Annotated in this window: 19 protein-coding genes; 12 read left to right on the top strand and 7 right to left on the bottom strand. The window is 66.0% G+C overall.

The window, feature by feature from the left end; genetic code table 11:
• The first annotated feature begins 6 nt into the window (after positions 1-6).
• From AB0M22_RS12805 to AB0M22_RS12790, 4 genes are all read left to right on the top strand, one after another.
• The gene (locus AB0M22_RS12805) at positions 7-3,180 is read left to right on the top strand and encodes a hypothetical protein (RefSeq protein ID WP_364724746.1); all 3,174 of its coding nucleotides are present in this window, start codon (positions 7-9) and stop codon (positions 3,178-3,180) included.
• Entirely contained in the window at positions 3,180-3,509 is a 330-nt protein-coding gene (locus tag AB0M22_RS12800) for a hypothetical protein (RefSeq protein ID WP_364724743.1), read from the top strand. Before AB0M22_RS12805 ends, AB0M22_RS12800 begins: the two co-directional genes overlap by 1 nt.
• 480 nt (positions 3,510-3,989) lie before the next feature.
• Complete coding sequence (locus AB0M22_RS12795) at positions 3,990-4,220, top strand: hypothetical protein (protein WP_364724741.1); 231 nt, start codon at positions 3,990-3,992, stop codon at positions 4,218-4,220.
• Between the two features lie 321 nt (positions 4,221-4,541).
• Positions 4,542-5,606: a GGDEF domain-containing protein gene (locus AB0M22_RS12790; RefSeq protein ID WP_364724738.1), complete on the top strand. Its 1,065-nt coding sequence runs from the start codon at positions 4,542-4,544 to the stop codon at positions 5,604-5,606.
• A gap of 53 nt (positions 5,607-5,659) precedes the next feature.
• On the opposite strand, the gene AB0M22_RS12785 is transcribed toward AB0M22_RS12790, so the two are convergent.
• Complete coding sequence (locus AB0M22_RS12785; RefSeq protein WP_364726880.1) at positions 5,660-7,495, bottom strand: acyl-CoA dehydrogenase; 1,836 nt, start codon at positions 7,493-7,495, stop codon at positions 5,660-5,662.
• A gap of 226 nt (positions 7,496-7,721) precedes the next feature.
• Between AB0M22_RS12785 and AB0M22_RS12780 the strand changes: the two genes are divergently transcribed.
• Positions 7,722-8,318: an alpha/beta family hydrolase gene (locus AB0M22_RS12780; RefSeq protein WP_364724735.1), complete on the top strand. Its 597-nt coding sequence runs from the start codon at positions 7,722-7,724 to the stop codon at positions 8,316-8,318.
• Between the two features lie 5 nt (positions 8,319-8,323).
• Here AB0M22_RS12780 and AB0M22_RS12775 read toward each other — a convergent pair whose 3' ends face one another.
• The 5 genes from AB0M22_RS12775 to AB0M22_RS12755 all read right to left on the bottom strand — a co-directional run bounded on the left by AB0M22_RS12775 (position 8,324) and on the right by AB0M22_RS12755 (position 12,921).
• The gene (locus tag AB0M22_RS12775) at positions 8,324-8,551 is read right to left on the bottom strand and encodes a hypothetical protein (RefSeq protein WP_364724732.1); all 228 of its coding nucleotides are present in this window, start codon (positions 8,549-8,551) and stop codon (positions 8,324-8,326) included.
• Positions 8,552-8,836: 285 nt separating this feature from the next.
• A complete protein-coding gene (locus AB0M22_RS12770; protein ID WP_364724728.1) occupies positions 8,837-9,538 on the bottom strand; it encodes a class I SAM-dependent methyltransferase in 702 nt (233 codons plus the stop codon).
• 10 nt (positions 9,539-9,548) lie between these two features.
• Positions 9,549-10,769: an erythromycin esterase family protein gene (locus AB0M22_RS12765; RefSeq protein WP_364724725.1), complete on the bottom strand. Its 1,221-nt coding sequence runs from the start codon at positions 10,767-10,769 to the stop codon at positions 9,549-9,551.
• 106 nt (positions 10,770-10,875) lie between these two features.
• The gene (locus AB0M22_RS12760; protein ID WP_364724722.1) at positions 10,876-11,982 is read right to left on the bottom strand and encodes a DUF4185 domain-containing protein; all 1,107 of its coding nucleotides are present in this window, start codon (positions 11,980-11,982) and stop codon (positions 10,876-10,878) included.
• A 177-nt stretch (positions 11,983-12,159) separates the two neighbouring features.
• The gene (locus AB0M22_RS12755) at positions 12,160-12,921 is read right to left on the bottom strand and encodes a crotonase/enoyl-CoA hydratase family protein (RefSeq protein ID WP_364724719.1); all 762 of its coding nucleotides are present in this window, start codon (positions 12,919-12,921) and stop codon (positions 12,160-12,162) included.
• Positions 12,922-13,083: 162 nt separating this feature from the next.
• Between AB0M22_RS12755 and AB0M22_RS12750 the strand changes: the two genes are divergently transcribed.
• From AB0M22_RS12750 to AB0M22_RS12740, 3 genes are read left to right on the top strand one after another with little or no spacing between them, the layout of a single operon-like run.
• A complete protein-coding gene (locus AB0M22_RS12750; RefSeq protein WP_364724716.1) occupies positions 13,084-14,613 on the top strand; it encodes an acetyl-CoA acetyltransferase in 1,530 nt (509 codons plus the stop codon).
• Positions 14,610-15,428, top strand: coding sequence for a crotonase/enoyl-CoA hydratase family protein (locus AB0M22_RS12745; protein WP_364724713.1), 819 nt, complete (start codon positions 14,610-14,612; stop codon positions 15,426-15,428). Before AB0M22_RS12750 ends, AB0M22_RS12745 begins: the two co-directional genes overlap by 4 nt.
• Positions 15,413-16,078: a helix-turn-helix domain-containing protein gene (locus AB0M22_RS12740; RefSeq protein WP_364724710.1), complete on the top strand. Its 666-nt coding sequence runs from the start codon at positions 15,413-15,415 to the stop codon at positions 16,076-16,078. The genes AB0M22_RS12745 and AB0M22_RS12740 overlap by 16 nt, the downstream gene beginning before the upstream one ends.
• Here AB0M22_RS12740 and AB0M22_RS12735 read toward each other — a convergent pair whose 3' ends face one another.
• Entirely contained in the window at positions 16,079-16,861 is a 783-nt protein-coding gene (locus AB0M22_RS12735) for an alpha/beta hydrolase (protein ID WP_364724707.1), read from the bottom strand.
• A gap of 125 nt (positions 16,862-16,986) precedes the next feature.
• On the opposite strand from AB0M22_RS12735, the gene AB0M22_RS12730 reads away from it, so the two are divergent.
• The 4 genes from AB0M22_RS12730 (at position 16,987) to AB0M22_RS12715 (ending at position 18,644) form a co-directional block, all read left to right on the top strand.
• Positions 16,987-17,211, top strand: a complete 225-nt coding sequence (locus AB0M22_RS12730) for a hypothetical protein (protein ID WP_135233911.1) — start codon at positions 16,987-16,989, stop codon at positions 17,209-17,211.
• Positions 17,198-17,494, top strand: a complete 297-nt coding sequence (locus AB0M22_RS12725; protein ID WP_150400155.1) for a hypothetical protein — start codon at positions 17,198-17,200, stop codon at positions 17,492-17,494. The genes AB0M22_RS12730 and AB0M22_RS12725 overlap by 14 nt, the downstream gene beginning before the upstream one ends.
• 105 nt (positions 17,495-17,599) lie before the next feature.
• Entirely contained in the window at positions 17,600-17,935 is a 336-nt protein-coding gene (locus AB0M22_RS12720) for a hypothetical protein (RefSeq protein WP_364724703.1), read from the top strand.
• 94 nt (positions 17,936-18,029) lie between these two features.
• On the top strand, positions 18,030-18,644 hold the full coding sequence (locus AB0M22_RS12715; RefSeq protein ID WP_364724700.1) for a hypothetical protein: 615 nt from the start codon (positions 18,030-18,032) through the stop codon (positions 18,642-18,644).
• Positions 18,645-18,652: the final 8 nt, after the last annotated feature.

Below are 18,652 nucleotides of genomic sequence, written 5' to 3'. Positions count from 1 at the left end.
TCTGTTGTGGCGATTGATTCGGTGTGGCCGGGGCAGGGCGAGGTGGCGCCGTGGGTGTCGGCGCGTGCGGCGCATTTGGCTTCGTTGTCGACCGGTGGTGGGTTGTTTGACAGGGCGGCGGTGGGCGGTGGGCGTGTTTATGACTTTCATGGCATGACCGCGGTTTCGTCGGGTCAGAAGTTGGCGCGGGTCTTTGCGGGGCGGGATTTGGTCGAGGCTGTCCGGCCGACAGTGGATTCGGTTTCGGTAGTGGCGGATTCGGGTGCGGGTGTGTCGTTCGTGTCACCGTCGGTGATCAAGCCGGTGAGTTTTCAGACCGGTCCGGGGGATCGGTCGATGACGCCGGAGGAGCAGGCGGCGGCGAATCAGGCGCGGCGTGCTGAACAGACGCAATTCTCGCCGGTGCCCGGGGGTAATCAGCCGTCGCAAGGGGTCAATCAGCCGTCGCAGGGTGTGCCGGTCCCGTCGGCGAACAATACGGTGCCGCAGCAGAATGTGCCGCAGGTACAGCCGATTCAGAACCCGCAGCCCGCGCCGGGCAACCCGGGGCCGGGCACCGACAAGCCTGCTCCTGCTCCGGCTCTGCCGGCGGAGGGTGTGCCGTGGGAGACCAAGGCGGACAACGGTGCTGTCGCCACGAGTGTGATCGTGGCTGGTACCGGTGGGCAAACGATCGATACCACGATCCGCAACGCCGACGGCACGATCACCCAGGTGCGCTCGGTCTCCAACGGAAACGGCGGAGTGACAACGTGGACGGCGAATGCCGACGGTTCGTATTCGGTTCGCTATCCCGACGGAACCAACGGCGCACCGCCCGACCAGGCCAAGATCTACACGGTTCCGGCAGGGATGAATCCATCCGGCCCGGCCCCGATCACGACCGACATCAGTGCCGACGGAAAGAACACGCATACCGAGTACGTCAATCCCGACGGAACGGTGTCGCAGGCCGATTCCAAGGTGCGCGGCGACGGCACGATCCGGACCGATCACCTCAATCCGAACGGTTCGACGAGCAGCACGGTCGCTACGCCCGGCGCGAATGGCGCAATCAATACCACACTCATCAGCGATATCGATGCCAATGGCTACGGGTATGACACCGATGACGCCGGCATTCGGTGGGATGTGACGCCCACATCGAGAGAAGGCTTCGACCACAAGGCGCTCGAATTGCATGTGCAGCAGAAGGAAGGGGATAACTTCCGGGAGAAAGTCTTCGATAAGTACGGGCATCAGATCAGCAGTGAGCTATACGATCCGCTCGGATCGCTGATTTCCGGATCGGCGATCAGGGATGGCGTGCAGATACTCACTGGCCGGGCGAGTGATGTGCGGAAGCAGGCCGCCGATCAGATGAATCGGGCGGTCATGGTGGCGATGGCGCTCAGTCGCGATCGCAACAGCTTCGACACGTCGAACAAAGATTACGTTGCTGCGCAGCAGCTGTCCGACATGCTCATGGCTCTGCATGGCGACAGTAATGCGCTGATCAAGACAGTGTGGAAAGACGGCCAGCTTGTTCAGGTAAGCATAGCCGGTAAAAACGGTATTGATCACGTCGTCTCGATCGGTGAAAAGCCTGGAAAGCTGTCGGATCAGAACCGGTTCCTGCAGTTTGATCGCCACCCGGACGGATCGATGATCGACGCTCGCGGAAATCATTTGGTTCAAGTCGAGGGTTCGATTATTCGTTATGGACCCGATGGTAGAACGGTGATTCCGAACAGTAGCGAAGCCCGGCAACCTAAAATCGTCAAGTATAGCCTTGCGGTCGGCGGTAAGTACGATTTCGAAACAGAGCCGAAGGCATTCGAATATACCGGTAATCGCCGGTTCGTGCATAGGCCCGACACCGAGGTAAATGCTGAAATAACCGAAGTTCCTAAGCCGCCGGGTGTTGTCGCCGACAAGGTCTACAAGGTAGCCGGCGGCGGTGTGCTGATAGAGGATGCCAGCGGTATTCATTGGGCAACCGACCCCGGTCACGGCCCTAGTGTCGCAGAGCAGTTCGAGGATCTGGCATTCGAATTAGCGACCTTGGCGGTTCTCGACGGTGCCGGTCGGATTGCCTTCCGCGCCGGCGCCAAAGTTGTCGCGGCCTTCAAGGCACGCGAAGCCGCAGCCCTGGCCCGCGAAGCCGCTGCCGCGAAGGCCGCACCGGGTATTGCCGCGAACACCGCCCGCGTCGGAATCGCAGATTCCACCGCCCCCTTCTCCTGGGGTGGTTCAGCGGCCCCGACGCCGGTCCCGAAGGCCGGTTTGCCCGCGGAACAGCCACCGGCCGCCTGGGGCGGATCAGCAAGCCCGCCCTCAGCGCCGAAAGCCGCCCTGCCCGCCGAGCAGCCGCCGGTTTCCTGGGGTGGTTCGGCAGGCTCGACGTCAGCGCCGAAGATCACCCCGCCCACACAAGCCCCGGCGGCCAACCCGCATACGACATTCCCCAATCACGGAGCAGCTATCCCGGCGCGGGGCGCTGAGCCCTGGGCGGACCTGCCGCCGCGCGCTGGTTCGAATGCGTCACGAGCCGGATCGCCGGCCTCGCGCACCGCTGAGATCGAGTTCGAGACCGAACTCGGTGTGAGCATCAATGGTTCCCATCCGCCGGCAAGACTGACCTCCGACGTCGGCCGCGGTGCCGAAGCGACGCGCGTGGGCCGCGCTGCGTCTGAACCTGTAGCCGCAGGCCCGACGAGACTGATGCGGAAGGGTGGGAAGCCGCAGAAGTTTCCGAAACTGCCTCCGCTCAAGGGGGACCTGCGATTCGGCGAGGAAACAACTATCGGGGTTGCGCAGAAGTACGGCATCGATATCAGCAGTATCCGATTCGAGCACTATCGCGGGAACCTACGCGGGCTGGGCTATGGTGAGACCACCTCGCCGCGTGACGTGACGCTTTATCCTGAAGCATTCAGGAAGGGTGCCGAGTTTGTCAGAGTTATTAACGACGGCGTCATGGAATTGATTCCGGAGACTATATATCTGACCGGCGAGGCTAGATTGGCACGCACCTTGTATCATGAGAAGTTCCACGCTGACGAGCTCAAGCAGTTGGGTATGAAAAGGCCTCCCCGGGATCCGAAGGAGGTGCTCGAGTTCGAGATCAGAGCCTGGGCTGCCGAGAATGAATGGTGGGAGTCCGTGGGTAAGTACATACATGATGCGACAGGAAAATGATGATCGAGAACACTGACGCCGACGGCCCTCGGTACCATGCCGATCGTGCTATGTGGTTGGAGGTCTTTGCTGGAATAATCAATGACCCGGAGAACCTGCTGCGGACGTCCTGCCCGAACTGTGCAGCGGTGCCGGTCAGGGTCGCGTTCATCGGCCCTCCTGGAGCCAGTGCCGGTAGTGGTCTGCTGTGGTGCGACACGTGTCTGTTCGGCATCTCGATATCTCGAATGAATGTTCCGAGTGAGTTCGAGATGATATCCACCTCAACGCCGGTCGGCGATATTCTAGAAGCTGCTTCAATTCCTGATTTCGAGGTAATTTGGGAGTGAATCCCTCCGCCGGCCCTTGGTATCGCAGCGCTGTATTCGTCAGGTCGGCCACCGATGTTACGTATCTTCTTTATGTGATGAATCACAACGTAGCCGGTAGATTGCTGGGTTCGTGTGTTTTGCTCGGTCGATGAATTTTGCCGCGCGCAATTGTGTGCTAACTATTTGCCACATCCTTCGATCTGATTTCATACATGATCGATGTGGAATGTCTATCGCGCCGTATATCGGCCCGTTGCCTGCGGCTATATATCCTGCCCCTAATGGTGTTGCCGATGGAAATCGGGTCACGGCCTGGCAATACGCTAGCTTACACTTTGAAAGTTGCACGACTATCGCTTTGCAATCGCTGGGCAATCAATGGCGATTAGCCGCGATGGCTGAACGGTCGCTGCATGCTGAATCTGCGTGATAGAACTGGCCTCGGTCGATACCAATGGGGTTTTCGACCAGGGAAGATTCGGTAAAGGAAACAGCTGAATGAGCAAAATGCGTGTGTTCGGGGTCGTGTTGGCGGCGGCGGCCGGTGTGGTTATCGCCGGGTCGGGTCTGGCTACTGCCGGTGCGGCGCCGAGTGTCACTGTGCAGCCGGGCATTTCGGTGCAGCCGGTGATCGGTGTCGGTGAGCCGGATCCGAGTGGGACCGGGTCGAGCTCGGCGTTGGTCGACCTCATCAAGGCGCTGACGACCGGCTCGGCGGGCGCCAAGTAGTTCGCTGACGCGATATCGCCCCACGTACTGCTGGGGATGGGCGGCGGGGCGTCCTGGATTTGACGAAGCGGCCCGGAGAAATCCGGGCCGCTTTTGTCGTTGCTTTCCGACCTTGGTCGAAGTAACAAAAACAAACCTGACCAGCGGTAACTACGCACAAGTGAGCTGTCTGCCACACAACGGCTCAGTGCGCCGACCCGCACCGAGCCATACACTTGACCAGTTAGCTGGTGAGATTCCAACGGCGAAATCTCGCGCTCGGCGTATGCGATGGAATCGATCCCTCTGCGCTTGGTGGTGGCTGTGGCCAATGGTCGAGTGATGTTGAAGGCTTGGTGGAACGATCCCGCCGACTACAACTGGCTGGCGCGTGCGCTCGATTCCCACGCGGCGGTGCACTGGACGAAGGTGATCGTCGGCACGGGTGGTCTGGTGCTGGCGGGGATCGCGATCCTGGTGTTGTCGTCGGAGACGGGGCCGCCGAGTCGGATCGGTCAGGCGCTCGACTGGGTTATCGCCGCGTTCGCGCTGTTCTGGGCGGTGCGCTGGTGGTGGCTGCCGTGGCCGAGCCGGGCCGAGTCGCTGGCGCTTTTCGCGGCGGCGGATCTGGCGATCACGGTGGCCAATCTGCAGGAATCGAACCGGGTGTACGGCTCGCTCGGCGTGATCCTGCTGGTCGTGACCGGCGGCTACCTGGCGGTTATGCACAATGCCAAGGTTCTCGCGATGCACGCGGCCTGGACGGTGGTGTCGGTGGTGGCGCTGACCGCCCGCATGGTGGCGGACGGCGGCGATCTCAAGGTCGGTCTGGCGATCGTGCTGATCTCGGTGGCGGCCGGTGTGGTGCTGCTGCCTTCCATGCAGTTCTGCTACTGGGTGCTGCGCCAGGACGCAATCACGGATCCGTTGACGGGGCTGTTGAATCGTCGCGGGCTGGAACTGCAGCTCGCGAAGGTGTGCGCGCCCGATTGCCGGGCCCCGATCTGCTCGATCGCGGTCGATCTCGACCGGTTCAAGGAGGTCAACGACCGCTTCGGGCATGCGGGCGGCGACGAGGTGCTGATCCGGACGGCGAAGCGGCTGCGGGCGGCGAAGGGGGCCGCGATGGTGGTGGCGCGCACGGGTGGGGAGGAGTTCGTGCTCTTCGGGCACCTGGGCGCGCAGACGGCTCGGGCGGTGGCAGAGCTGGTGCGCCGGGCGGTTGCCGAGCCGGAGAACTCGATGGTGGTGACGGCGAGCGTCGGGGTGGCGGTGTTCGACGGCGGCGGTGATCCGCCGAAGCCCGGTTCGCTGATCCTGCGTGCGGACGACGCGATGTATCAGGCCAAACAGCTCGGCGGCAATCTGGTCGTGGTCGACGAGCTCGTCCGATCGACCGCCACCTAGACAAACAAAAACGGCCCGGAGCAATCCGGGCCGTTTTCGTCGTATTCAGCGGATCAGAAGGCCGCTTCGTCCAGCTCCATGATGTCGTTGTCCAGGTTCGACAGGATGGTGCGGACCGCGGTCAGCTCCGGCAGCATGTTGCGCGCGAAGAACTGCGCGACCGCGACCTTGCCCTGGTAGAACGACTCGTCGGCGCCGGTGGCGCCGTTGTCGAGCGCCTTGATGGCGATCTCGGCCTGACGCAGCAGCTGCCAGCCGATGAGCAGGTCGCCGACGGCGAGCAGGAAGCGCACCGAACCGAGGCCGACCTTGTACAGCTCGGTCGGGTTCTCCTGGGCGCCCATCAGGTGCCCGGTGAGGGTGGCGGCCATGCCCTGCACGTCTTCCAGCGCGGTGGCGAGCAGCTTGCGCTCACCCTTGAGCCGGCCGTTGCCCGCCTCGGTGTCGATGAACTTCTGCACCTGGCCGGCCACGTGAGCCAGCGCGACGCCGCGGTCCCTGGCGATCTTGCGGAAGAAGAAGTCCTGCGCCTGGATGGCGGTGGTGCCCTCGTAGAGTGAGTCGATCTTCGCGTCCCGGATGTACTGCTCGATCGGGTAGTCCTGGAGGAAGCCGGAGCCGCCCAGGGTCTGCAGCGATTCGGTCAGGTACTGGTAGGCCCGCTCGGAACCGACACCCTTGACGATCGGCAGCAGCAGGTCGTTGACCCGGTCCGCGAGATCGGCGTCGGCGCCCGAAACCTGCAGGGCGACATCGGGATCCTGGTGCGCGGCGGTGTAGAGGTAGATCGCGCGCAGGCCCTCGGCGTAGGCCTTCTGGCTGGCCAGCGAGCGACGCACGTCGGGGTGGTGGGTGATGGTGACGCGGGGCGCGGCCTTGTCCGTCATCTTGGTCAGGTCGGCGCCCTGGACGCGCTCCTTGGCGTAGTCCAGCGCGTTCAGGTAACCGGTCGACAGGGTGGCGATGGCCTTGGTGCCGACCATCATGCGCGCGTTCTCGATGACGTCGAACATCTGCGCGATGCCGTTGTGCACCTCACCGACGAGCCAGCCCTTGGCCGGAATGCCGTTGCCGCCGAAGGTGACCTCGCAGGTGGCGGAGACCTTCAGGCCCATCTTGTGCTCGACGCCGGTGACGAAGACGCCGTTGCGGTCGCCGAGTTCACCGGTCTCGTGGTCGAAGTGGAACTTCGGCACGAAGAACAGCGACAGCCCCTTGGTGCCCGGGCCTGCGCCCTCGGGGCGGGCCAGCACCAGGTGGACGGTGTTCTCGAACATGTCGTCGGCGTCGGCCGAGGTGATGAAGCGCTTCACACCCTCGATGTGCCAGGTGCCGTCTTCCTGCTTGATCGCCTTGGTGCGGCCGGCGCCGACATCGGAGCCCGCGTCGGGCTCGGTGAGCACCATGGTGGCGCCCCAGTCGCGGTCGATCGCGATCTGGGCCCACTTCTTCTGCTCGTCGGTGCCGTTGTTGTGGAAGATCGTGTTGAAGCCGGGGCCGGCGGCGTACATGTACGCGGCGGGCTGCGCGCCGAGGATCAGCTCGCTGATCGCCCAGTGCACGGTGCGCGGCACGCCGAGGCCGCCGAGCTCCTCGGGGATGCCGAGCTTCTCCCAGCCGCCTTCCTGCATGGCGCGGAAGGACTTCTTGAACGACTCGGGGATCGCGATGGTGTGCGTCTCCGGATCGAAGACCGGCGGGTTGCGGTCGGCGTCGGCGAACGACTCGGCGAGGGGACCCTCGGCGAGGCGACGTACCTCGTTGAGCATCTCCTTCACGGTGTCCGTGTCGAGGTCGCCGTAGGCGTCGCCGTCGATGATGGACCCGAGACCGAGGACCTCGAAGAGGTTGAACTCCAGGTCGCGGACGTTGCTCTTGTAGTGACCCATGTCAGTACTCACTCTCCGTTGAGTTGGTGCGGTCGGTTGGTTGACCGTTCCCGCCCGTTTCTCGTCTACCGGTTAGCCGGTTTTCCGCATGCTACTCGCGGGTAACTTACGACCTATATTACCGGTCGGTAATGGACTGGCAAAGGCTCGAGCGGGAATGTGACGCGAAAAACAGCTCCGCGCGCGGTGTCGCAGGTTGACACGCCGCACCGGGTTACCGTGAAGCGTGCGAATCGAGACGAGTGCCGGACCGGCCGAAATCGAGCTCGACCGGCCGCGCAAACCCGCGTTCCTGCTGGTACTGACCCATGGCTCGGGCGGCGGGGTCGACGCGAAGGACATCCTGACCGTGCGCGAGGCGGCGCTGGATCTGGGCGGCGCGGTCGCCAGGGTGACCCAGCCCTATCGGGTCGCCGGACGACGAGCGCCGGGCTCGGCGGTGAAGCAGGACGAGGCGTGGCTGGAGATCGTGGCCGACCTGCGCAAGCGGATCAAGAAGGTGCCGCTGATCCAGGGCGGGCGCAGCAACGGGGCGCGGGTGGCCTGCCGCACGGCGATCGCGGTGCAGGCGCGCGGGGTGATCGCGCTGTCGTTCCCGCTGCATCCGCCGGGGAAGCCGGAGAAGACGCGGCGCGAGGAACTGCTCGACGCGGGTGACATCGAGGTGGTCGTGATCAACGGCGGCAGCGATCCGTTCGGCATCCCGGACGCCGCCGACGCCGCGGAGGTGCGGGTGATTCCCGGTCAGCCGCACTCGTTCCGCACCGGGTTCGACGTCATCGCCGAGACGGTCACGCCGTGGTTGGAGCGCTGGAGTAAATAGCCGACTTACAGGCAGTACTTGGCGCCGTAGGAGATCGACTGCACGAGGCAGGCCAGGGACGCGGCGCTGCTCGACCCGGGCGATACACCGATGGGCGTCGCCTCGGCGCCGACCGGATCCGCCTGCATGCTCGGCTCCAGTGGGATTCCGCTGGGCGCCGCATTCGCCGCCCCGGCTCCGGCCGTCAGGGCGATCGCAACGGCGACAACGATTTTCAGTACGGTACGGCTCATCGGACGACTCCTGAGTTGTGGATGGATCGCCCGCAACGCTAGCCACTCCGCCTGCCGTGGAAACGCCCCCAATATCCTTGGCCGCAGTTCCAGGCAGGGGTATTCGTTCACCGCATTCCTCGGGGGATCTGCACTGCCGCAGTGTTTCTCGCGACCGCCCTGAACTGGTGGCGGACGCGAGACCGAGTGCACGGGGGCGGTCCGAGTAAGGCTCGCCCTACTGATCGTCGCGGGACTCGTGCTCGTTCCCTGGACCTTGTACTGGCGGCTACTACTGCCCTGACCTCACGAAGCCGGTTCGATCTCGGCCGATTCCGGCTCGGGCCGGGTCGCGATGACCAGCGCGTCGATGGCGTCGCGGCCCTCGGTGGGCCGGTAGACCCGTTCGGCCAGGCGGATCCGAATGCGGTTGTCGGCGACGGACTCTTGCAGGTCGGCGACGACGTCGTCGGGGGTGAAGAGGACGGAGGGGTCCTTGGGGCCGCCGTAACCGTCGGTGAGATTGGTGGTGTCGTGGCCGAGGACGAGCAGGGTGCCGTCGGGGACGAGCAGGTCCGCGGCGCGGCGGACCACCTTGCTGCGCTGGTCGGCGGGCAGGTGCAGGAAGACCATCAGGACCAGCTCGTACGGGCCGGTGATCTCGGCGGCGTCGAAATCGGTGACGTCGGCGCACTGCCAGGTGACGCGGCTGCGCACCGAACGGGACAGCCGGGTGGCGACGGTGCGGCCCTTGTCGACGCCGACTTGCGAATAGTCGACGGCGTGCACCTGCCAGCCGTGGGTGGCGAGCCACAGCGCGTTGCGGCCCTCACCGCAGGCCAGGTCCAGGGCGCGCGGCAGTTCGGGCGCCTCGCCGCCGGGAGTGTCCGGCCGCAGCGGCGTGCTCCGGTCCAACCCGAAGACGTGCTCCACCATGGTGTTGTTCGGCGGTGCGCCCCAGACCAACTCGGTTTGCGCGTAGCGCTCGTCCCATTCGGTCGCATCCATGCTCGTGAGTCTATTGATCGCCGACGGGCAGCCAATGGACCGGCGAGGTTTCCCGGATGTGCACCAGCACGTCGAAGGCGCCGGCCAGCGACGCGACGCTGATGTGGGCTTCGGCGTCCTTCGCGGGGTCGTAGATGCCGCTGATGACGCGCGCCTCGGCCGGGCCGTTGCGCCATTCCCGCACCTCCTCGGGTGCGTCGTCGCGCAGGTCTACGTAGTAGGCGGGCAGGTCGACCGAGCCGAGGATCGCGTCCACCAGATCGGGCAGCGGATCGGGCGCGGTGGTCCGGCCGAGGTCGCCGTGGTGGAAGCCGAGGGCGACGGAGACGTAACCGGTGCCGAACTCCTCGTGCAGGTAGGCGCCGATGCCGCGGAATTCCGCGGCGCCCATGCCCAATCGGAGGTTCGCGGTGTGGGCGATGCCGTCCCAATAGACGATCTTCGCGCCCGTCTCGCGCTGCCGGCCGATGACCCGCTGTCCGGAGAGCCGCTCGTCGCGGGCGAATCCGCCCTGCCCGGCGACGCTTTTCTCGTGGAAGTCGAGAATGAGCCGCGCATGGGCGCGGACCTGAGCGTATTCCGTTGTGGTCGGCAGGCTTTCGAGCAACGCGAAGGCATCGCGTGCGTCCTCGGCGAACAGACGACCCGGATGGATTCCCTGATGACGTTGGACATGCTCGTCCACCTGATGCGCAGTGCGGATCGGCGTCAGGTGAGTTTCGATGGCGGCCAACCGATCCGGCGCGACCCGGCGCACATAGTCGAGCACCACGTCGTAGTCCGCAGGCTCTGCGCTAGGCGGCTGCACCCCGAACACGTGCACCTGATCATCGGGATGCGCCTGGTTGAACGCGCGGATCCACTCCAGTGCCGCAACGGTTTCCGTCGTCCGCCACGGCGCCCACGACCCGGCGAGCACCGACTCGGGATCACCGGCTCCGCTGCGCACGTACCGATCCCAGCGCTCGCCGGAACTGGCACTGTCCTGAATCGCCAACCCGCGGAACCCATGTCGCTCGACCAACGCGCGGAATAGCCGCTCCTGCACCCCGTAGATCTGCCGGGAGAATCGCGTCGATTCGCCCAGTCCGACCACCGTCGCCGACCCGAGTCGATCGATCAGCAGATCCAGGTCGGGCCCGGTGTAACCGGGATCGGTATCGGTGACCGGACGGGCATTGGCGCTGAGCCACGCACGCACGGTGGCGATCTCGGGTGCGACGGTTCCCATGGTTCCTCCTGAACGACGACGATCCAACCCCGCCAAGCCTCATACATCAAGCATTGTTGAGGTCAAGGCCGGATTGGATCGCGCGGAACCCTGGAGCGGAAAACCCTTACAGCGGTGTGCGCATGAGCAGCACGTTGTACTGGCTGTGCACGGTCGTGAGGTAGTACAGATCACGCCCGGTCTGGTACGGGAAGATGGACGGCGCGTACGCGCTCGGCAGCTCCCTGGTGTCGATCAACACCTCGGGATCGCTCCACGGACCGGTCGGCGCCGAGGCGCGCCGCATGACCACCGAGTTGAACGGGTCGGTGGTGAGCGAGATGTATTGGCCCAGATAGGCGTTGTACATCACCGACAGTTCGCCGACGCCCCACATGATCGGCGCCGCGGCATTGACGTCGCCGCGTTTCCACGCCCCGCCGTCCCAGTACTCATACGCGCCGAGGTCGGCGATCTGGGCTTCCGGCACCCGCGCGACGAACGCGGACTGGTTGCGCCCGGACGGAGTGCCGTACTCGTAGACGAAACCGCCGTCCTTGAGGAAGGCGTTCATCTGGAAGTTGCTGTTGCCGCCCTCATCCGGGCGCCGGGTCGCCGGCAGCTCGCCCCAGGTTTCACCGTTGTCGCCGGATGCGGCGAGCCCGGAGTAGTTCGTACTCCACTGCCCGACCTCGTCCCAGCTGCGCACGGACATGAGGCTCATGAATTGGACGCCGCCGACCGAGATACCCGCGGTAGGAATACGGCTAATCTCCAGAAACGGGATTTTCGGGCTGGGGATCAGATCGCGCGCCTGGCCGAAGACATCCCGGACAACGCTGTCGAAATAGATGCCGCCGGACGGGTTCTGGGTATGGCTGCGAGTCAGGATATTGGACCGCCACGACCACATACTTCCAGCCAGTAGGTTCGGAAAACCGATGCCCGCGGTATCGCCGAATGCGGTCAGCAACTCGCCGTTGCCGTTGTCCCACATGATGCCGAGGTCGGTGCCGAGCACGTTGTAGGCCTGGGTGTTGTTCGGGCTGGCCATACCGGTCATCTGGAAGACGGCCTTGGTGCGCCCGGCCAGATTGGGCAGACCGTTGCTCCCATTGAGCACCGGAATGGGATTGATGGTGTTTGGGTTTGCGCTGGCGGGGGTAGTTGCACTGATAAGCAAGGCCGAAGCACCCGCCAACGCCGAAAGCAAGATGGATGCCGTCTTGGTCAAAGTCTGTGAGCCCTCCGTGTCCGCGCCGAGCGCGATACGAAACACAGAATTCCCGCGATACACAGACCATTCGCGGTGTGCAACGCACCACATTCGACTGGCTGGCAAATCTGTGGGAAATGCTAGCAGTGAACTCGTCGAAAATGTGGTGCGCAGTGCAAAAGGGCCCGCTGACCGCTAACTCTTGGTGGGCTTGCCCCGCGTCGTGGCCAGCCGAATGATCAACGGCAGCTGCGTCGCGCGTTCCACTGCGAACGTGCGGCGTGTCGAAGCCTCCCAGGCCTTGTCGAACAGTCGCTTGACGCCCGCGACGGCGTGCGGCGAGCGGGTCGCGATGCGGTCGGCGAGCTTCTCCGCGGCGGCCAGCGGATCCGCGGTGACCTCGGTGACCAGGCCGATCCGTTCGGCATACGCGGCGTCCACGGTGTCCGCGGTCATCGCCAGCAGCAGTGCCTTGTCGACGCCGATCAGCCGGGACAGGGTGGCCGCGCCGGTCATGTCGGGCACCAGGCCGTGCTTGGCCTCCATCACCGAGAACTCCGAGTCCGGCGTGGCGAAGCGGAAGTCGGCGGCCAGCGCGAGTTGCAGCCCGCCGCCGAAGCAGCGGCCGTGCACCGCGGCGATCACCGGAACCCGCAGCCTGCGCCAGGCCCAGCAGGCTTCCTGAAAGGTGTTGGTACCGCGCCACGGCAGCGGAATGAAGCTGCGCATGATGGACAGCGGGTCGCCGGTCGCCTTCGCGATGTCCAGGCCGCTGCTGAAGCTCGGTCCGTTGCCGGACAGGATCACCGCGCGCACCTCGTCGCGGCCGGCGATGGTGTGCGCGGTGTCGATCAGGTCGCCGAGCATGTCGATGGTGAGGCCGTTGTGCTTGTCCGGCCGGTCGAGGGTGACGTAGGCGCGGTCGCCGTCGAAGCGCAGCGCGATGTTGGTGCCCATTCCCGGATCTTACCCGTGAGTCAGTTCAACGGCAGTGGGCCATTGCCCGGCCGTCTGGACTCTGTTCTAATCAAACTCAGGTTACCGTCAATGCTGACGGTTACTGCGTCGAACGCTAGGAGAAACTCGCGTCGACGGCCCGCGAGATCCTTCGGAGGAACAATGCTGCCAGCGGGAATGGATCCCCGAACGCCGGTGCTGGTCGGTGCCGGACAGGCCGTGCACCGCAGCGGCGAACCAGGTCTGCCGGGTCCGGTCGAACTCGCCGCCGAAGCCCTGCGCCGCGCGGGCGCCGACAGCGGCACCGGCGATCGATTGCTCCGCTCCGCCGATCTGATCGCCGCCGCGGCACCGGTCAGCAGGCCGTACCCGGACCTCGGCGCGCTGGTCGCCGGCGAGCTGGGCGCGACGCCGAAGCGGACGATGCAGTCCGTGCGTTTCGGCGGTGACGCGCCGCAGCGCCTGCTCAACACGGTCGCCCAGGAGATCGCCGACGGCCGCTCCGACATCGCGCTGATCACCGGAGCCGAGGCGGTGGCCGCATGGAACGCCGCTACCCGCACCGGTGCCGCGCTGGATTGGCCGGAGCAGCCGGAGGACGTGCAGCCGACCGAACTCATCGGCTCGGACCGAGCACCCAACTCCGACATGGAAACCGCGGCCGGACTCTGGGGCCCGGTCTACTTCTACGCCCTGATGGAAACCGCGCTGCGCGGCCGGCTCGGACTGACCGAGGACCAGCATCGGGCGCGCATCGGCGGCCTGTGGTCGCGTCTGTCCGAGGTGGCGGCGAACAATCCCTATGCGTGGCAGCCCACGCCGCAGTCGGCCGCCGATCTGGTGACGCCGACACCCGCGAATCGGATGGTGTCTACGCCGTATCCCAAGCTGCTCATCGCGAATCTTTCGGTGAATCAGGGCGCCGGGCTGATCCTGTGCAGCGCGTCCGCCGCGACCGCCGCCGGGGTGCCGCGGGACCGCTGGGTGTTCCCGCACGGCGGTGCCACCGCGACCGACGAGTGGTTCGTCTCCGAACGCGCGGACCTGTCCGCCTCGCCGGCCATCGCGGCCGCCGGGCAGGCCGCACTCGGCGCGGCCGGCCTCGGCATCGACGATGTCGCGCACATCGACCTGTACTCCTGCTTCCCGGTCGCGGTGCAGGTCGCGGCCGAGGCGCTCGGCCTGCCGATCGACGATCCGGCGCGGCCGCTGTCGGTCACCGGCGGGCTCACCTTCGGCGGTGGCCCCGGCAACAACTACACGACCCATTCGATCGCGACCCTGGTCGGCTTGTTGCGCGAAGACCCGGACGCCTACGGCCTGGCGACCGCGCTCGGCTGGTACATCACCAAGCACGGCGTCGGCGTGTACTCCGCGAAACCGCCTGCGCACCTGTTCCGTTCGATCGAAGCGGAAGTGCCGACCGCCAGGCGGGACGCCGCTCCCGGCTACACCGGCCCGGCCACCGTCGAGTCGTACACCGTCGCCTATCGCAAGGGTCCCGCGCCCGACCACGCCGACGAACCCGAGGCCGTCGTGGTCAGCGCCCTGACTCCGGACGGTGCCCGCATACTTGTCCGGGCGTCCGACGCCGAGACGGTCGCGGCCTTCGATGACGGTGATCCGCTCGGCGCCACCGCCGACATCGCCGCTGCCGACAAGCTCACCCTGCTCGAAAGGACTGTCAAATGAATTCAGCGTCGCAAAGCGACTCGGTGAGAGGCGGCGGTCGGGAGGCGGGTGGGCTCGATCTGATCTTGGTCGAACGGCGCGATGCCATCACCGTGCTGACCGTCAATCGCCCCGAGGCGCGCAACGCCATCAACCTCGCGACCGCGCAGGCGATCGAGACCGCCGTCGACGAGTTCGAGGCCGACGACACCGCCAGGGTGCTGGTCCTGACCGGCGCGGGCGGAACCTTCAGCGCCGGAATGGATCTCGTCGCCGCGTCGAAGGGCGAGATGCCGATGACCCAGCGCCGCGGACCGCTCGGGATCGCCGCGAAACCTCCGGTGAAGCCGATGATCTCGGCGGTCGAGGGTTTCGCGCTGGCCGGCGGCTTCGAGTTGGCGCTCTCCGGTGACCTCATCGTCGCCGCCGACAACGCCCAGTTCGGCATCCCCGAGGTACGGCGCGGACTGGTCGCCGCGGGCGGTGGCGTGCTGCGCCTGACCCAGCGCCTGCCGCGCAGCATCGCCGCCGAACTCGCGCTCACCGGCGGTCGCATCGGCGCCGACCGGCTCTACCAGCTGGGCCTGGTCAACCGGATCACCACGCCCGGCGCGGCATTGGACGTGGCCTTGGAGCTGGCCGCCGAAATCGCCGCCGCCGCACCGCTGGCCGTCGCCGCGAGCAAGCGGATCATCGACGAGTCGCCGGACTGGACGGTGACCGAGGCGTTCGCCAAGCAGGGGGAAATCGCCTTGCCCGCACTGTTTTCCAAGGACGCCGCGGAGGGTGCGCTCGCCTTCGCGCAGAAGCGCGAACCTCAGTGGCAGGGCCGCTGACCGTCGCGGGCGAACGCGCCAGGGAGACGCAGGCGCAACGCCGGGAGCGCATGCGCACCCGGCTGCTCGACGCGGCGGTCGAGAGCCTGATCGAGGTCGGTTACGCGGGCACCACCACGCTCGAGGTGCAGAAGCGGGCCGGGGTGCCGCGCGGCACGCTTCAGCATCACTTCCCGACCAAGGCCGATCTGCTCGCCGGTGCGGTCGAGCACCTCGCCGCGCGCCGATTCGACCAGTTGACCAGGGAATTCGCGGAACTGCCCGAGGCGGCGGACCGGCTGGAGACCGCCGTCGAGTTGACCATGCGGATGCTCAGCGGCCCGTCGTTCTGGGCCGCGCTGGAGATGTGGGTCGGTGCGCGTACCGACCCGGAGCTGCTCGCCGCGTTCCTGCCGCTGGAGCATCGGCTGTTCGAGTTGATGCACAACAGCATTCGCGATGTCTTCCGCGCGGAATTCCCGGATGACCCACGGGTGCCGACGATTACGGAATTCACCATCGAGATCATGACCGGTCTCGCCATGCGGGTGCTGTTGACCGGCGAGATGGATCGGAACCGAATCATCCAGCACCGCTGGCGCAATGCGGTGCGGATCCTGTTGGGGACGGCGCATCCGGACACGCTGACCGAGCCGCGCCCGCAGCGGTAGCTACCTGCCGACGGTGTCCAGCACCGCCCGCGCGCACGCGGCGGGGTCGTCGTAGAACGGCGTGTGGCCGCTGCCGTGCAGGGTGACGTGGTCGGCGTTCGGCAGTTCCGCACGGGCCCGGCGGCTTTGCGTGCGGTAGGTCAGCAGGATGTCGCGATTGCCCCAGGCGATGGTGACGGGAATGTCTGCCAGAGCACCGATTTCGTGCAGTTTCGCGTCCGCGAACGAAGCGAGGGCCGGCTCGAATCCCGGTGCGTCGGCCGCGCCGTTCGCGGTATCCACCGCGATCTGGGTGCTGACCGCCCACGGTTTGCCGAAGACCAGGCCGAGGAAGACCGTTCGGCCCGCCGCGGTGCCGAGAATGGTCGGAAGGGCGCGTTTCATCGGACCGACGAGCATCCGGGACTTGCCGAGCGACTGCTGGCACCAGACGCGGCCCGCGTTGTCCCAGAACGCAATCGGCGAGAACGCGGTGACCGAGCGGGCCGCACCGCGGGCCCCCAGGTTCAACGTGATCAGCCCGCCCATCGAGTTCCCGGCCAGGTGCGGCCGCTCGATCCCTTGTGCGGCAAGGAATTCGGCGAGTGCGTCGGTGAGCGTGTCGACGGTCGTGGTGGCCAGGGGCGCGGATCCCGCGAAGCCAGGAAGGTCGACGGCGATCACGTCATAGGACTCGGCGAGCGTGTCGATGATCGGCTCCCACACCTGCCATCGGCTGCCGATGCCGTGCACCAGAACCAGCGGTTCGCCCTTACCGACCCGATGATGGTTCAACATGGTCATCCCAACTCTCGCCCGGCCGTGCGCCCACACTAACAGCAGTCACCAGCCATCAGTTGGCGATCCCGAGCGCGGAAACCGGACAATTTCCGCTGGCAGCGCCCTGAAAAATCGGTACGATAAATGGTATGGCAACGCGTAAGGTCACCCTTTCGCTGGACGAGGCCGCCTGGTCCTTCGCCGAGCAGGCCGCGGCCCGCGCGGGCATGTCGCCCTCGGCGTGGATATCGAAGGCCGCGCGGCGCGAAGCCGTGCGCACCGGCTGTGGTCCGGCACCCGACGTGACGGCCCAGGCCGCCGCCGACGCGGCCGAGATGGCCGCCGCCGAGGAGGCGATGCGTGCGGCGGGGTGAACTGTGGATCTACAACCCGCATGGTTCGCCGCGACGGCGCACGGTCGTGCTCATCAGCAGCGACGGCATCAACGAGTCGCCGCGGCCGTGGTTGATCGCCGCCGAGGTGGTCGAGGACGATCCCCAGGACATCCTCGCGGTGCCGGTGGAGCGCTACGGCTGGGTGCACGCCGGGAACATCGGCCGCATCTTCCGCGGCTGGCTCGCCGAACGTGTCGACGAAATGGAAACCGAGACGCTGGAACGCCTGGACACCGCGCTGCGCGCCGCCATGGATTTGTGAAAATCTGCTTCGTACGAAGGTTTCCGGCCTGATCGGTACCATCGTGGCCGACGTCCCCCAGCGTCCATTCGACGGCAGTGTCCATTTCGACAGATAGGGATTCAGGTGCGGATTTCCCTGATCGCCGCGGCGCTCATCGCGCTGCCGGTGCTCGCGGCATGCGGCAACGACAAGGCGGCGGCAGCGCCCACGGTGACCCAGGCGGATCTCGCCAAGTCCCTGCAGGACAAGGGCCTCAAGAGCCAGCAGCTCGCCGACTGCGCCGCGAAACTCTTCATCGACCAGGGCATCTCGCAGGACGGCCTGCGGGTCATGGTCAGCAACGAGTACGACACCAAGGCCGCCGACCAGGAGACCCTCGGCATGAGCAAGGACGACGCGGAAAAGGCGCGCACCGCGAGCACCCGCATCGCCACCGAATGCATGACCGCCCCGCACTGACCCACCTCGCTTCGATCATCGGCGCGCGGGCGGCATTCGGGCTTATGCTGACCTCGCGCCGATGTGTGTGTCGGCGGGGGAGACGAGGGTCGACATGCCACCGAACTATTCGAATCCGCCCGCGCCGCAACGAATCACGCCGTCCGGCTGGTGGTTCGCGTTCGGCGGCTTGCTCATCGCGATCGGTGTGTTCGGCGGCCTCGGTCTCGGCATTTTCGGCATCACCCAGGCGTCCGGCAAGATCGATGACTTCCAGCGGATCCCGGTCCCCGGCTCCGGCGATCTGCACCTGACCGAAACCGGTGGCTACACGGTCTATTTCGAAGGTCTCGCGGGCCGGGTGAATATCGTGATCACCGACCCGGGCGGTTCGACCGTGCCGCTGAACAAGTACGACGCAACGGTCACCTACTCCTTCGGCAAACACAGTGGCGAAGCCGCCTTTTCGTTCGAGGCGAAGCAGCCGGGCACCTATCACGTGATTACGAAGGGTGACGCCGGCGGCACCGCAGCCGTCGGCCGCGGCCTCGGTGATTCGTTCGTCTTCCAGTTGTTCGCGGCGCTCGGCATCGGCGGTGGCGGGCTGGTCCTCGGTCTTGTGGTGATCATCGTCGTCGCGGTCAAGCGTAGCGGCAGTAAACGCAGAGCGGCGCTCGCCGGCGGAGGCGGGTATCCACCCGGTTTGCAGTACGGCCCGCGCGAGTACTGACCGTCAGC

The organism is Nocardia sp. NPDC051756 (genome assembly GCF_040681495.1).
Lineage (GTDB): Bacteria > Actinomycetota > Actinomycetes > Mycobacteriales > Mycobacteriaceae > Nocardia.
The sequence above is the reverse complement of the archived record's forward strand: the minus strand, read 5'-3'. Positions and strand labels throughout refer to the sequence as shown.